Origin of the sequence: Sphingobacterium ginsenosidimutans (genome assembly GCF_039536865.1) — a bacterium.
Taxonomy (GTDB): Bacteria; Bacteroidota; Bacteroidia; order Sphingobacteriales; family Sphingobacteriaceae; genus Sphingobacterium; species Sphingobacterium detergens.
Window position 1 is genome coordinate 1,244,328 of record NZ_BAAAZK010000002.1, and the last position, 16,410, is coordinate 1,260,737.

At 40.6% G+C, this 16,410-nt stretch carries 10 protein-coding genes; 1 reads left to right on the forward strand and 9 read right to left on the reverse strand.

Features of this window, described 5'->3' with window-relative positions:
- Positions 1 to 39: 39 nt before the first annotated feature.
- From ABFX33_RS05230 to ABFX33_RS05250, 5 genes are all read right to left on the reverse strand, one after another.
- Positions 40 to 2,217 carry a hypothetical protein gene (locus ABFX33_RS05230; RefSeq protein ID WP_346084649.1) on the reverse strand — a complete coding sequence of 726 codons (2,178 nt, stop codon included), beginning with the start codon at positions 2,215 to 2,217 and terminating at the stop codon, positions 40 to 42.
- 176 nt (positions 2,218 to 2,393) lie between these two features.
- Positions 2,394 to 3,206 carry a DUF3823 domain-containing protein gene (locus tag ABFX33_RS05235; RefSeq protein WP_120258519.1) on the reverse strand — a complete coding sequence of 271 codons (813 nt, stop codon included), beginning with the start codon at positions 3,204 to 3,206 and terminating at the stop codon, positions 2,394 to 2,396.
- Between the two features lie 125 nt (positions 3,207 to 3,331).
- A complete protein-coding gene (locus ABFX33_RS05240) occupies positions 3,332 to 5,392 on the reverse strand; it encodes a RagB/SusD family nutrient uptake outer membrane protein (protein WP_346084651.1) in 2,061 nt (686 codons plus the stop codon).
- A 21-nt stretch (positions 5,393 to 5,413) separates the two neighbouring features.
- Positions 5,414 to 8,593 (reverse strand): SusC/RagA family TonB-linked outer membrane protein, encoded by a 3,180-nt coding sequence (locus ABFX33_RS05245; RefSeq protein WP_346084653.1) that lies wholly within the window; start codon positions 8,591 to 8,593, stop codon positions 5,414 to 5,416.
- A 125-nt stretch (positions 8,594 to 8,718) separates the two neighbouring features.
- The gene (locus ABFX33_RS05250) at positions 8,719 to 10,176 is read right to left on the reverse strand and encodes a glycoside hydrolase family 76 protein (protein ID WP_346084655.1); all 1,458 of its coding nucleotides are present in this window, start codon (positions 10,174 to 10,176) and stop codon (positions 8,719 to 8,721) included.
- A 390-nt stretch (positions 10,177 to 10,566) separates the two neighbouring features.
- On the opposite strand from ABFX33_RS05250, the gene ABFX33_RS05255 reads away from it, so the two are divergent.
- On the forward strand, positions 10,567 to 13,044 hold the full coding sequence (locus tag ABFX33_RS05255) for an FBX42 beta-propeller domain-containing protein (RefSeq protein WP_346084656.1): 2,478 nt from the start codon (positions 10,567 to 10,569) through the stop codon (positions 13,042 to 13,044).
- Positions 13,045 to 13,101: 57 nt separating this feature from the next.
- Here ABFX33_RS05255 and ABFX33_RS05260 read toward each other — a convergent pair whose 3' ends face one another.
- The 4 genes from ABFX33_RS05260 to ABFX33_RS05275 all read right to left on the reverse strand — a co-directional run bounded on the left by ABFX33_RS05260 (position 13,102) and on the right by ABFX33_RS05275 (position 16,400).
- On the reverse strand, positions 13,102 to 13,851 hold the full coding sequence (locus ABFX33_RS05260; RefSeq protein ID WP_346084657.1) for a YoaK family protein: 750 nt from the start codon (positions 13,849 to 13,851) through the stop codon (positions 13,102 to 13,104).
- Positions 13,835 to 14,335 (reverse strand): hypothetical protein, encoded by a 501-nt coding sequence (locus tag ABFX33_RS05265; RefSeq protein WP_120258524.1) that lies wholly within the window; start codon positions 14,333 to 14,335, stop codon positions 13,835 to 13,837. The genes ABFX33_RS05260 and ABFX33_RS05265 overlap by 17 nt, the downstream gene beginning before the upstream one ends.
- Positions 14,322 to 14,840: a hypothetical protein gene (locus ABFX33_RS05270; protein ID WP_346084659.1), complete on the reverse strand. Its 519-nt coding sequence runs from the start codon at positions 14,838 to 14,840 to the stop codon at positions 14,322 to 14,324. Before ABFX33_RS05270 ends, ABFX33_RS05265 begins: the two co-directional genes overlap by 14 nt.
- A 129-nt stretch (positions 14,841 to 14,969) precedes the next feature.
- Positions 14,970 to 16,400, reverse strand: coding sequence for a TolC family protein (locus ABFX33_RS05275; protein WP_346084660.1), 1,431 nt, complete (start codon positions 16,398 to 16,400; stop codon positions 14,970 to 14,972).
- Positions 16,401 to 16,410 lie beyond the last annotated feature (10 nt).

The following is a 16,410-nucleotide window of genomic DNA, read 5'->3' on the forward strand; positions in this document are numbered from 1 at the left end:
GTCTCTTTCATTATAATAAAATTCAAGCGATCTAATATGCTACCATTTGATATCCACGTATACACCCTCGGGGCTATTTTCAAATTCCAGCAGATAGGTTTTTGTTTTCGTATCCCAATTTGCTTCTGCAAAAACTTCCTTTTTATCCACGACAAGGCTCTTTGGTTTGCCGGGTAATAATATCCGTGAAATGTTTGTGGTATTGATCGGGCTTTTAGCCGTAAATGAGTATTGATGGCCCGTCGATTTTTCATCGTAAATACGACTTGCCGATGCCAATACCTGCGGCTTTTGTTTATTTGCTACATGATCTATATTGACAAACAGGCACTGTTCATTCGGTTGGATATTTTTCGAGGTAACAATTGGTAGAGTCGGATCAAAAAGATCGATTAAATTCCCCTTAACCTGATAAGGCTGATTGCTCACACTCTCATCCAATACAGCGATCAGGTCATAGATACCCCTTGTCAATGTAAAATAGTTTTTAAATTGAAGTTTCCCAGATTTGCTCCTAGCATCGTAAAGACTTTTAGTCAGATCCAACAGTTTCTGACTGTTGTTCGGCTTGACAACAAATTCTTTGGGATCTGAACGCAAAACATAGAAAGTACCTTTTCCGTAGCTATATTGCCCCTCCTTAGCCATCCCATCCCGCAAGCCCATTTTTTCAAATAAATGATCTGATGGTCTTTGATATTGGTTGCCATTTGTATTCCACCATTCCTGGACGGATTGAAAGGGATCGAGATCCGTCGCACAATATATAAGTACGCCCCCATTTTTTACCCAGTCCGCAAGATATTGATGGGCCTCGGGAGCTAAGGGCTTCATATTGGAATACGACATCAACAGCACCTTTGTCTCAGCTAAGGCATTCTTGACAGCCAAATTCTCCAGATGAACTGTTTTAACGGGAACACCGCGTTTTAAGAAAGGAAGAGCAAGTCCGTAAAAATTGGCCAATTGTGGATCGTCGTATCCGGCATGTGTCGGAAAACGTTGAAACATCAGTGAATTTGCCACCAGAATGCTGATCCCTGTCGATCCGGACACTTTACTGGTGGTTTTGGGCATGCTATTCAGACTATTGATCATCACCTGCATCTGGGTCGAATAATGCCGCGGTATTTTTTCCTTTTGGTCACTCTTGGCGCTTGTTTTATACAATCCTTCATAGATTCGTTCGGGCCAGGGCATGACTTCATAATCGGCAATATTCGGATATAAAAGTTGCGCGGTAAAAGTCGCCTGATAGTTTTTCTTGTAATCTGCCCAGTCACGAGGCCAATCTTCGATCGGGTCCGTCAGAAAAAACATCTTTCTTCCGGTCGGTGCAGTCATGGATTCCATTGCGCCGTACTCTAAAAATGCTGTTTCGAAAACCCGTTCTTTCGCCACACCATTAAAATAATTGGGTTCACGTGAAGTCCCCGTCCATACCTGTGCGATATATCCATCGACACAGGGTAGCGAGGCCAAGCTTGCCTCAGGACTGACAATCATCCATTGTGAATAATTGATCAACGAATGTGTGGGCACATAACATTTTACATCCATCCCTTTGGTTTTCCCATAAGATTTGGCGTAAGTAAAGACTTCATTCAGTGCATTGAGGTACAAAGCGTACTTTAATTTATTGGATAAGTAGGTATTCTCAGGCGATTCGTGCTGTGGGCGCCAATCAAAACCGTAATACTTTTTCCATTCCTTCTTAAATGATTCGCTATAACCTGCCCTTGCCCAGAATTCGGGTTCCTCCATAAAAATGGCATCAATCCCCGCATCAATAACACGTTTGACATGCATCTCCTTGATGTATTTCAAATAATTTTCAGTAGGGACAATATAGGGAACCATGTGACCATGCCAGATGGTATCACCTTTTACATCAACTTGTCCCTCATCCAGGTGCATTTTTCCATCCCATTTTCCCGTAAAATAATCCTGATACTCCCCCCAGGCAATACCCGTCATAAAATGCGTAATATATCCCCTATCACGCCAGGATTTTACCCGTTCTTCAAACGGAATTTTTCGGGATTTGTCGGAAGGATTTCCCCCGGTTCCATATATCATGACAGCATCTGCACGGTTGTCAATTGTCGGACGCCACTCTCGGGAGCTCTGAAAGGTCGTCTTTACAGGATCTCCTTTTTGGGCGGTCGCTGTGAGTGCTGCCAGCAACAATAAGGCGAGTATATTCGTTTTTATCATAATCTATTGTTTATTTTTCACTTAGAAATAATTATTGATTGAGCATCTGTAATTGTTATTTTAAATAAGCGGGTTGGTTCCTTTTATGATTTGCTCAAATGGAACCGTCCTTATTTAAGATTCATTTTCATCCATGAGAGCTTAAACAGGACGGTTCAACATGTGTATTGATTTTCTTATGGGATATCTACTCGTTTGGCTTCATTGTAGTTCCATCTACGATTGCCCGTTCCACGCGGAGTATCATAGTTGATACGGGAGGCTGCACGAACAAAGACCGTACGTCCCTTCGGAATTTCACCAGTAGACACTATATCAATAACCTGCCCTAACTTTGTCTTGAAGCTATCGCCGTTGTATTCGATTTTGCTCGACCAGCGTTCATCTCGTGCACGATATCCAACCGTGGCGGAATAGCTAACAAAGAGCTGTATATCTGTAACATTTAAAAAATCTGGATTGTAATTTCCTAGTGGCTCGATCTTATCACGAAAAAACTGCTCAGTTACAGCACGGGTGACCTTGACTTTCGCTTTTATCTTTCCATTTTCAACAACTGGATCGCCAACCCATTCCACTTTAAGAAAGGGGTGAACTTCCATTTTTATTTCATGTGAACCATTCAGCTCCATATTTTTGCTATCGTCTGACAGTACCTTACCGTCTCCGTCTGTGCGTACCAAAGGGATAAATGGGCCATCAACGGTGATATTATAATTTCCCTTAAACAGTTTAGTATTTTGGAATGTTCCGTCAGGCATGCAATAGAAGTCAGGATTGTGTTCCACATTATCTCCCCAACTAAGCTCGGTCAATCGAACGCGGATGCCTTCACTACCCTGATCGGTCAATACCGGTGCACCCGTTTGTGCGTCGACGACTATGCCTTTCAATTCCACGGCGGGGGCCTCATAGTTATCTGCCTCAAAAAGACTACACGAACTCAACATACATAGTATACCCAGTGCGCTTAAAATGCTATTTTTCATTTTTTATACGTTTAGTGGTGGCTTAGACTTTTAGAATTTAGTTCCACCAGTTATTGCTTTATTAAATTTCACTCCTTCCCGACAAGTTGTGCTGGAACATGAACATGCTCAGCACAATTTCTTGACTATCGATTAGGCTGCTGATCTATTTTTGGACTTTTAGCCACCTCGTCACCTGGTATTTCAAAATAATAGTCTACAGGTGTGTACCGAAACGTTTTGGTACTTACCCATTGAAACCGTGCATCAAAGAAATATTTCCCTGTTGCTGTGGAAAAAAACGGATACAATCCTCTGAACCTAAAGTTCTCGTTGTTACTGTATAGATTTTTATCCTTTTGTGTTCCCCAGAAACCGTCCCGGCCTTCAAAATGCAGCACGCGCCAGCGACGTAAATCCCATTTCGCCTTATGTTCAAATGCTAGTTCCTTACGACGCTCTCTCCGAACAATATCTCGGCCTGTATTATCTCCTGAAATCGTGCCTGCTAAAAGATCTGCTCCTGCCCGTGTACGAATTTCATTGACCGCGGTGGTCGCCGTTTGCAGCAGGTCGCTTCCATCCGCCGGACTAGCGCCCAACATTTTGAGTTCAACGGCTGCTTCGGCGGCATTCAATAATACCTCCGCGTAACGCATCAAAATAAAAGGTTGGTCAGATTTTCCTTCTCCAACTTCTTTGGCTGGATTTGTATTGAGCCATTTACGTACATAAAAGCCTGTTAGGGTTGCTTCACCATTATCAAAGAATGGTCCTTCGTTGCCAGCGGCATTCATTTTTTGTCCATTGTAATCCACTGTTTGTTGTCCGCTACCATCTCTTGGGCTCAGATACAAGGTTTTTGGTGATCCTGTGTAGGCCCCCAACTGTTGATAGCGCGTGTCAGCTGTTGCATAGGAATAATCTGTAAATAGAGGCTTTACAGGAGTTTGACCAGTATAAACCCCTGCTCGTATATCCATTTTTCTTTGCTTGAAGATATCATCCGGAAAAATAACATAGGCACGTAATCTAGGCTCCGCATTTTTAAAGAAATCCATTGGTTTGTCGTACAGCTTATATTCCCCTTCCCTGTTGCTTTGTCCAGTAGTCACTTTGACTGTTCCATCCGGATACTTGTCAAATCCATCAAACAATTCCATAAAATCTACTGTCGGGCAGGTACCTGCCGAAAGTGGAGATCTAAACGTGAAAGGTGAACTAAAGGCATCAAAACTATGTGTCAACGTTGGATAGACATATTCTTTGACATAGATATTTTCAGGACTACTGAGGTCACTAAACATATCCACCATATTTTGATATTGTGCCTCCTTATCGTTCGCTGCCCATTTCTTTTTATAAAGTGAATAGCCCCCTGCTGTCATCACCTGCCGTGCAGCCGAATAAGCTTCTGCAAAATACTTCTGTGATGCTGCCTTTGCTGTGCTGGCGTCAAATCCGATGACACGGACACCAGTTTTACGGCCTAGTCCTGTCAAGCGACCAGAAACAGTTTCGTTGTATTTGGCCACACTTCCTGCGTAGAGCATCGCTTCGGATTTAAAAGAAAGGGCTACGAACTTGTTGGAATAGCCAGATTTAGGGCCCTTTGGAAGCATTAATTTGATTGCTTCATCATAATCTTTCAAGATCTGGTTCCAGGTATCTTCTTCACTCGAACGGGGTATCTCCAAGTTTTCCAATGTATTCGGGTATTGTAGTTCCTTGGTCACCAAGGGAATTCCCCCAAAACGTCTAGCCATCGCATAAAATACGGTCGCCCGAACGTAATATCCTTCGCCCAGATAATGATTATAAAGTTCTTCTGAAAATTTATCCTTGTAATTGGGCAGGGTTTCAATTAGATGATTTGCATCGCGAAGTAATTCGAATGCTCTTCCCCAATAAGCAGTCCTTTCACCTGTAAAAGAGGTGCTGATACCATCCCTGGTCACAGCTTCACCGGTTCCTTCAATGCCAATGGCAGCCAGCCAGCCGTTGAATTCAATCCCCCATTGTGCCATGTATTTGAAATCTTCAAAAGGCATTAAACTGTACATCCTGGCCATATAAATATCCATACCAGCGGGTGTATTCAATAGGTCTTGGTCCGTTACAATATTTTTAGGTGTAATATCTAGATCAGCGCAACCTGTAAGTCCGATTGAGCCAACTAATGATAGTATAATGAGTATTTTTTTCATTGTAATATTTTTTAGTGAATGCTAAAAAGTAAGTGATAAACCCAGTGAATAAGTCTTGTTCAATGGATACATACGACCTAGGTTATCATCAGGATGCTCAGGGTCTACAAATCGTACACCTGTAATCGTGAATAAATTATAGGCATTGGCATAAACTCGGAGACGCATGGATGACGAAGGTTTTAAATTTGAAAAGGTATAGCCCATTTCTATACTTTTTAAGCGTAAATAGGATGTACTCACCCGATTGAATTCAGAATTTGATTTCGGGTATCTACCTGTAAAACCATAGTAGCCTTTCACCCATTCTGTCGCCGGATCGTAGGGATCAGCGGAAGGATTCACAGGATGCCAGCGATCAAGATACTGCTCTAACGTTCCACCACCATTGGATCCCCAGATCGCATAAAGTGGTTCTTTATATTCCATCGAACCCAACGCCGATCCCTGAAACAATATATTCATATCGAAATTCTTGTAAGCGGTTTCGAGATTCATGCTATAGTTAAGCCACGGAGTCTGGTCGAATGCAAAAGGATGTTCATCCTGACCGTTAATTTCGCCATCTCCATTCCAGTCCAGGTATTTATAGTCTCCAGGTAATACATCACGTTCCTTATAAATCGGGTAAGTCCAAATATCTTCCCAATTCTCAAATCTTCCAGCCGATTCATAACCAAATTGAATCCCTTGATATCTATTGTTGAAGTTGTCATTGCGCCAACGGTCATATGAGTTTTTATAGGGGCCATTTTGGACGGCGGTCAGGTATTTATTTCTGGTCACAGTCGCTATTGCTCGAACATTGTATGAGAAATCGTTGATTTTATTGCGGTGTTTCAGTTCCAATTCTAATCCCATATGGCGATCGCTATTGGCATTTTCCATGGGAGCCGTTGCACCGATCACAGTTGGAAATTCACTCGTGCGACGCTGAAATAGCCCCGATCGTGTGCGTTCAAAATAGTCCAATGTAAAACCAAACAGCCCATTCCATCCCTCGAAATCTAAACCAACATTGAATGTTTTCGCTTTATACCAAGTAATTGATTCATTGGCGATAGCTTTCCGACTTACGCCGGTGATATATTTATCACCAAAAATATATCCTGGTGCATATTGATTATTGTAGCCATTTTCAGCATTTCCGCTCGTCGCAGGATAAACATAGCCGGGTACCCAACCAAAATCCCAAGAAGAGGATAAGTCATCCCCTAGCACACCATAGCTACCTCGAAATTTTAGTTGATTGACAAAGGAGAGCGCCTCAATAGATTTGAAAAATGGTTCCTCGGATATCCGCCATCCCAAAGAAGCCGAGGGGAAAAATCCCCATTGATGCCCTTTGGCAAAACGGGAGGAGCCGTCATATCTAAATTGGAATTCGGCAATATATCTACCCGCAAAATCATAATTAACCCGCCCGAATAGGGCCGACTTCGCTTCGTTATAATAATCACTGATACCACCATACATGGAGGTCATTTGGCCATCTTCTACACCTGCGAGCAATTGGTCGGAACCAAAAGCAAGATTTTTCAGGCCATAGAAGTTATCGCCATCGTTCTTTTGTGATTCCCATCCCACAAGTCCCGATACTTTATGCTGATCGCCAAACGTACGATCGTAATTTAATATCAATTGACCTAAGACCTGTTGTTTATCAAAAAACTCCCGTTTCATTTGATTTGGGCTACTCAAGTTATAGAGTTTCTGATCATATTTATTGGTCGTTTTATTCAAGGCATATTGATAATATTCCTTTCTGAACATGGAATTGTTATCTGCACGATAATCATAACCAATCAATGCCTTTGCGGAAAACCCTTGAAGAATCGGAGATAAATAACTCAGGTCATAATTCAATGCAGCTGAGGACTGAAAGGTTTTCTTTTTGAATTTGCGATAACCAGAAATATCCGCATCCATCATCGCCACGGTATTTTGCTCCAAATCTAGACCTTCATAATTTAACAAGGTATTTTCGGGATCTGCATACGCGGCAAACAACATCCCCTGTTTCCAATAGTTTCGAATAATGTCAACCGAACTTGTGTAGGGACTATTTTGCTGATCGGCCATGCCACTGATGTTCAAATCCAATTTCAATCCCTTGGCCAGTTCTGCTGAGATATTCGAACGCAAATTGTATTTATTGTAGTTGAGATCACCCGATTTAAAGAAGCCTTGTTGATAGGAATAACCACCACCAATATAGTACTGCACTTTATTGCTTCCACCCGAAAAACTAATGTCATGTTGTGTCTGTGGTGCATATTTTGAAAAGATCAATGAAGTCCAATCCGACGAGCGTCTTGTTCCATTTCTAAAATCTTCAAAGTCTTTTTCGGTATACACTGGACTTCCACCATTGATGTTGTTCATGGATTTCTCATTGTAGATCGTCATTGCACTGATCGCATCGGCCAATACAGGCATGCCAGAAGGCTTTTGAAAAGTATAGGAGCCATTATAGCTGACTGTGGTTTTCCCTTCTTTTCCCTTTTTTGTTGTGACCAACACGACACCATTTGCAGACCGCACGCCATAAATAGCCGCGGATGCATCTTTTAGGACCGAAACCTCTTCAATATCGCTCGGGTTCAGGCGCTGAAAATCTTCGCTTGTACGTGGTACCCCATCGATCACAACTAACGGAGCTCCGAGACCACGGATATCGAAATTGGCACTATATGCTCCCGGTTCGGCGCTTTTCTGCCATACGCGAACACCAGGGATACGTCCCGCCAACATATTTTGTGGGTTTTCATTCTTCGTCTGCCTCATCTCCGTCCCCTTCACGGATGCAATAGCGCCCGTCAGCGACTGCTTCCGCTGCGTACCGTAACCGACGACAACAACGGTCTCCAATTGCGTATCATCGTTTTCCAGGATTACATTAATCGTGGTTTTCCCATCTGTAATCTCTTCCTTCGCACTAAAACCTAGCGATTTAAATAAAAGCTTCTTTCCTTCTGGAACTACGATCGTATAACTACCATCTGCACTGGTAGTGGTTTCCACACGTGTACCCGCATTCTGGACAGAAACCGTTACCCCAGCGATAGGCTTATTGTTACTATCAAGTACTTTTCCGCTGACATTTTTCTGCTGCGCCCAACTCATGGACGGAATACCCAGCGCCATCAGCACAAGCAGTGTGCTAAGTCGCCGCCTTGATTTCCCTAAATCCTTTTTCATATTTATAATTTGGTTTTAAATAGTGATTAAGCTATCTGATGTATTTTTTAGGCTCGCAAGCCTGGTTTTATTGGTATTTTTTTTGGTATCACAATTGTATACGTCGATCCTTTTACTTCATCTTGCTATTTTTCGATCTGGTATTGGGACAACATTGCATACTGTGCCGCATAAGTGAACATGAACATTCCCTCCAGGTTATTTTTGTCTTTGTCTATATGCCATCCACCAAGAAGATCTGGCGGCAATAAACCGGAACGTAAAAAATGGGCATATCCATAGTCCAAATTCTGCTGGAATGAGTCCATATAATGTCCAGCTTTGTCGAAGACAGGAGAAATCTGAAAAAATCCCCTTAGTAATACGCCGTTAAACCAATTGTTGAACCCATCGGAAGCATAGGTATAATGCGCTGGTACCTGTGAACCTAGTTTGGCAAAGTATTGAAAACTGGCATCGCTCAGCTTCTTTCCATCCTCCAAATAGACCTTAGATCGGGTCGCCCGGTACAGATCAGCGGCGCCAGAAATCATGGTTCCACTGTTATAGGAAAATGAGGTTCCAACGGCTTTCCTTAATTGGGTATTTTTGCGATACTTTATACCATTGACGATTTCATAGACAATACTGCAATCGGGATAACAGTCCCCCATCATATCATCGTAAACACCTTTACTGTTCAATAAATGATCTTTTTGCCAAGCATAAATCCTTTTAGCAAAATCCAAATAAAAATCAGCTTTTCGCAGCATTTTAGAACGACGCGACTGCTTATCTCCGGCATCAATATAGTTGTATGTGATCTGATCGTTCTTTTTCTTATAGATTTCATGTAGCCACACCAATGGACTGATCATGGGCGCATTGCTACAGGCATGTTTGGTCACGTAGCCCGGTCCCCAGGGAATTCCACCATTTTCATTGCCCTTATCATCTAGTGTGCAGTCCCACCCATCCAATACATAGGTGGTTAGGTATTCTGCCTCCTTTAAATAGCGCTCTTTTCCTGTCAGGTGATAGGCTTCAATCAGTTCCCGAATTAGCCACATTTGATCATCATAGACATTTAATACCCCAGTTACATTTGCTGCACCCTTTGCCTTTGCACGATCCACAGCATAAACCGTCCAGTCTTTGCTCTGTGTAAAAGAAATAAGATTAAATGTTCCTAAATAATAAGCGGCATTTTCGTGAAGCTGGACCAATAAATCCGCGTAACGCTTGTAATGTTTGTCAAATAGGTTATGATTTCCTCTTTCCTTTTGAGCTTTAAGTCCATGTAAGATTGCATTGACAGCCTCTATCGAAGCAGAGTACATCCACACACTTGCCTTTTCCTCCGAGCGCACCTCCGTATCGGGATTGTAGAAACGATGCATAGACTTTCCGTCTGCAGAGAAATAAACTTCCATTGACCGGTCCAAGAGCGCCATTGCACGTACTAGGTTTTGATCCTGCCGAGCCTGATCGCTTTTGATATTGTCAACGGAAAAAGAAATTTGAGTTTCAGCTTGAACTTGCCGCACCATCAGCATGGATACGGAAGCAACAAAAATAAATTGCAGCTTTTTAAAGACTTTCATAAGTAAGATTCCGATTTATAATTAGTTCGAATTTCTACCGAAAATATCGGGAGGAATTCTAACGCAAGGTAAAGTCGGTTGATTAATTTTTGGGTTAAAATTGGGTTAAAATGCAAAAATAAAACGATAACCCTCTATTTTATTTCCTCACCTCCCCTCATTTGGGAGGCCAATACAAACAGCAATTGTAACACAGCTTTTATTTTATTGAGCGCATTTTTTTGCATACTTTTAAGTCCTGTAAGATATTGATAAGGGATATACTAACCGTTACTATATTTCATAAAAAGCCGGCAGCTGACAAATTATTGTAAATAGGTCTTTGTCGATAACTATTGGTTTAAGTTTTTTGATTGCGCTATGCGACCCTGTATATTATATATTATTTTTTTGCTTTTAATTCCTCGACTTTCCCAATCCCAGGGTCTCAAATTTAGAGGTGGACATGAGCCTATAGACAAACGCAGCTCCTACGAGTTATTTGACAAAAGGGCAATTTCGTTTGAACAGGAGTTTACGCTAAAATTTCAACTATCCATTTATTCATCAAATTCTTTGGGCAATATTTTCCGTGTTAAGAATAAAGACAATAACACGGTTTACAATTTATTTTACGATGAGGAGGCCGGTAATTGTATTTTCCGTCTGAACGAAGAAGGTAAAAGCAGTCTAATCATCGCAAAAATAAATCAGCAACAATTATTCAAGGAGGAATGGATCACTATTCAGTTGACTTTCGACCTACATAAGCAATTATTTAAGCTTCAGATACAAAATCAGATTTTTCAATCACCAAAAGTGAAATTGCCATCTCAGTATAGTCCTCAAGTGATTTTTGGAAAAAGTGACTATCTGATCGATGTTCCGGCCATGTCTATCAAAAATGTGCAGATTGGGAATAAAGCTGAAACCTATCTATTCCCATTAAAAGAAAGCACAGGCACTGTCGTACATGATGAAAATGGGATTGCTTATGGCTCCACTACAAACCCAACCTGGCTCATTGTGGATTCTTACAAATGGAAAAATCTCTTTGCAAGCGGTTCCTTTTCACAAGCTGGTTCCAACTACAATCAACGGACCAAAGAGATTTATTATTTCAATCAGGATTCTATAACCATATACAACATAAAGACCAATCAGACAAAAAAACGGGCCTTTCAGAAACCATGTCCCGTAAAATTGGTTTTAGCAAACAATTTTATAGACGCTACGACAAATAAACTGTATGTCTATGAACTTTTCTATACCCAGCCTTATCAAGGCCCTACGGTAGCCAGCCTTGATCTGGAAACTTTCGAATGGAAGGTCGAAAGTGACGCCCTGATGAAGAAAGAATTAAATCATCACGGCTCTTTTTATGATGCACAACAGCGACAATTCTATATTTTCGGTGGCTATGGAAACATGGCCTATAGTGGGCAGTTTAACCGATATGATTTAGATTCTAGCAAATGGCAAACTGTTGAGGGATGGACAGGCGATAAAATTTTCCCACGCTATTTTCTTTCGGCTGGCCAAGGGAGCAATAATCGAATCGCTTATATCTTTGGAGGTATGGGAAATGAATCCGGGGAGCATATTGTAGGCCGAAAATACCTCTATGATTTCTATCAGATAAATTTGGACACCAAGGAAATTACAAAAAAATGGGATGTTCTTTGGAAGGATAAGCATATCGTACCTGCCCGTGGTTTGGTGTTCCCCGATAGCAGCCACTTTTACGCCTTATGTTATCCGGAATATTTAACGAAGTCCAATATCCAATTGTATCGCTTTTCTGTCAAAGATGGAAGTTTTGATATCCTAGGAGACTCTGTTCCGATCTATTCAGATAAAATAAGTACACATGCTCAACTTTATTATGACCAACAATTAGGTAGACTTCTCGTTTTGGTCCAAGAATCAAAAGATGATATACAGTCAACGCTAAAAGTCTATTCCTTGAATATGATGCCGATAACCTCTAACGAATTAAATGCCGTTCCACTGTCTAGATCCAACCGCAAGGTATTCTTACTATTGTTGTTATCTACGATTTGCGGAGTTGGCCTCTATTTCTTTTGGCAGCGAGGTAAGCAAAAGCGAAAAATAGCAAGGGTAACTGAAAAAAGAGTCCTTCAGGTTCCGCCGATAGCAGATACAGAAATCATACAAAAAGACGAGTTTGTACGGGCAAATGCAATTTTCCTGTTTGGTGAGTTCCGTGCTTTTGACCGCAACAAACGTGATATCTCCCATTTGTTCAGTACAAAGCTGAAACAGGCATTTTGTCTTATCCTGTCTAACAGTGCTGGTATTAGTTCACCATATTTCAGTCAGATCATGTGGCCCGACAAATCAGAAGATAAGGTAAAGAACTCAAGAGGAGTCACGATCAATCATTTACGAAAAGTGCTGAGTGAGTTTGCTGGGATTGAGCTCGTCTACAAGCAGGGAAGATTCCTTATCGAACATAGCGCTGAATTTTATTGTGATTATGTAGATTACATCCAGTTGCTGGCAAACCCTTCGGCTGCTTATGAAAGTAGATTAATTCAGATCATTCAAAGGGGAAAATTCTTACAGGGGTTGGATCTGCCAGTGTTTGATACATTGAAGACCGAGGTTGAACAAAATTTATTACCCATTTTACTGGCGGAACTTCATAAAACTGACATTGCACATCTGCATAAAAAAAGCATTGAGATTGTGCATACGATATTCTTATTGGATCCACTAAATGAACAAGCATTATTTTCCGAAATGAAAGCGATGTTTGCTTTAAATCAGCATAATGAAGCCCGCATTAAATTTCAGCAATTTTGTCTCAACTATAGACAGCTGATGAACGAGGACTTCCCCTACAACCTGGATAAAATGATATAAATAAGCCCCACCATACGCTGCTGTATGATGGGGCTTGTATTATTATCGGCAAGAGATTTAGGCAACCAACTCCTCGCGATGACGTTTTACAAATTGTTTTTTGAGCAGATATAGTTTATAATGATCATATAAACCTATGATAAGCAAAACAAAACAAACCACATAAAATGTTTTATTAGACAAGTAATTAAAAGAGATTCCACTGAGTAGTCCTCCCATTACATAACTTGTGACAATGGTCAGTAACAGATGAAACTTATCCACCAAATCTTTATTGTTTCTATTGGCTTCTTTGGTGAACATGGATATTAGTATCGCTAGATCCGTCGTCAATCCGGTCAAATGTGTTGTTTTCACAACAGAATTGGATATACTTGCAGTAAGTCCATTTTGCAGACCCATCGCAAATAATAAGGCTCCAACCAATATTTCGGTTTCCTTAAGTGAATCTTCGTAGAAAACATCGAGATATATCCCGACAAACAAAATACTTAATATCTCCAGCACCAAGGGTATCGAATGGGTCAGGTATGCGCTAAACTTTCCCTTACCATGGATGATAATCAGATTGGAAAACATGCTTCCAATGAGAAACAACAGTATCCAAAACAAAACGACAGCTCCTTGATACCAATTCCCTTTCGCAATCTCCTGTGCAAAAACGGCATAATATCCTGTTACATTCGATGTAAAGGAAAAAAATACAATAACTGAAGCGACGTTGACCATACCGGCAGAAAATGCCGTTAGTCCTCCCAGTTTTATATTATCTTGAATTGTCCTATGATTGCTATATTTTCTTAGCATATTTTTCCTTTCCTCCTTTGTTCAGCACGATACGTGCTATTCCCTTGGTCTGCATATCCAGATTGAGATGCAGGACCAGCTGATTTTTGTTCAGTTTCTGTATGACAAAACTTTCCACGAGTTCGTTATTTTTTCGTAGCTCAAGGATATGTCCCCTTCCTTTCAAAAACCAGTTATACTGCTTATCCTTGTGGTGGGCCACAAAATTCTTTTGGCCCATTTTTTCAAAATGCCATAGGCCATCCTGTAATGGCGGCAAATGCGCGATGGCGGCATCTTTGATCCCTTCATGGATAATCGCCTGTTTTTTGAAGGTTGGCGATTTCTCCACCTTTTCAAAGTACCAGCCCTGTTCTTCCCACTCTCCTTCTAAAAGTCGTTCGGGGTTTTCATAAAGCATGACCATCGCTGATGCCCCAAAAAGCAACAATGCCAAAAAGACAAAGTTGAATCTTGCCAGTATTTTTCTTTTAATAGTTAACATCCCATTGTTTGTTAAAAAATAAATCCGCTAAGACATTTCCTCCTGTTTTGTGCGTTGCCGGTTTTTCAACAATGGCTACATGCCTACGTTTACTTTCGTTGAGGTCCAACAAAGCCTGTCCAACATCAAAAAAATGTCTTGTTCTTTTTTCAAATTGATAATCTGTTGGAATCTTGACCTCGTCAATACGAGCTCCACTCAGATAATGATGTAAATAATTGGGATTATCAGTACCGATAATATCTGCATAGATATTCAGTTTACGGTTTTCGTATCGGTGGCAGATCATTTGGCAAGCTTTCAAAAAATCCTCTGACTGAAGGTCGTTGAGTTGATCCGCGAGTGTAATTCCTAGTAATTCGCTGATTGAGGTGCTACTTTTATTTCCATAAACTAAAATAATGTCAAGCTGCTCAGCCTTCGACTGCTCAATACTATGGATTACAAAAAAAAGTGAATCAATTGTAAAATCACTTGGAATCAATATTCGTGTCGCTTTTGCCATACCCAATTATTTTTTAACAAAGTTAATGGCCGCACATGGCAACAGAATGAAGCTAGAATTAGCTTTTCATTAGAATTTCAAGAGACTTATTAAAATGAGATTAAAAATAACTGGGAAATTAAAATGGGATTAAAATTTAGTTCCGGCTTTATAGTACAGTTCTGCTAACGCTTTCCGATAATCGGTAAAAAGTTTCTCCTGCTTTATCTTCATTTCTATCAGCTTATTTTCTCTGCTGTTGACAACAAATAATGTCGATTCCCCAAGTCTAAACTTATTCAACTCACCTTTGAGCAATAGTTCCTGATTGCTCACATTTACCGATTGAAGTTCAATTTGCTTGCTATACGCACTTAAATCGTTATATTTTCTCACGATGTCATTGTAAATATTTCGCTCTTCAATACGTCTTTCAAACTGCAGATGATCTTGTTTAATTCTTACTTCTCTTAATTTTCCACGCTCACTACGAATAAATAGCGGAAATGCAAATTCGAACCCCAATTTATAGTTATGCCATTTAAAATCATACTCTGGAGGGATAAAATTATTGAAACCATTACGACTTGAAATAAGTGTACCTGAAATGTTTAACTTTGGCTTGAGCATTTCCTTTCGATAACGTTCCTCAAAAACTAATTGCTGGCTTTTGCTAGCGAGTTTTACTAATTCGGGATGTGCAACTTTTGCGGAGTCAAGAAGCTCCAAAATCACCTTACTATCCGGCAAAATTGCCGTACTATCCGCTTTATAAGGCACTGCATGCTCAGGAAGCTCCACAGGAAGTTGCTGTGCATTCCATAAATGATTTGACAACACAATTTTTGCATTCTGAAGTTCGACTTCATACTTTGACAGTTCTATTCTCCTCTCTTGCACGACAACCGCTGCTTCGACTGAATCAATACGTGGTTTATCCCCCAATGCTGTCTGTTCACTGATCGCCTTAAATCTCTTATCGGCTAATTTTACGCCTTCCAACAAAAGTTCATATTGCTTATAGGCAAAATACCAATTCCAATAATCTGACAATGCTTGATACCAAATTGTATTTATCTGTTTAATCTTTTCTGCCTCGACATAACTTAACATGGCCTTCGCTTGCCGCAGGGTGTTTCTTCTACTGTCAATTATGAACCCTTGTCCCAGTGGAATAGTGATACCTACAGCAGATAATCCGTCATTGTTCGTCCTTGATTGAGGATTGCTGTAGCTTCCAACATTTCTATCATAAGCAATTTTTAGGTCAGCACCGGCCAGCCATAATGGGATTTTTAATTCATTGTTCCACTGATTATAATAACTGGTATTACCAAAATTTTTATTCTTAAAATTTGAATAAATAGTTGGATCAAATTTTCCTGCGGCTTGCACAACCTGGGCTTTAGCCGTTTCAGTCAATAGGTTTATTTGCTTAACAATGGGATGATTGGCCATTAAGAGCTCTTCCAGATCATCCGTCGTAAAATCTATTTTTAAGCGATCTTCCTTCTCTTGTGCGGATAGCTTATGAAAAAAAACAACACACAAGGCGATAATGATAAAATTCAATTTATTCATATAATTACAA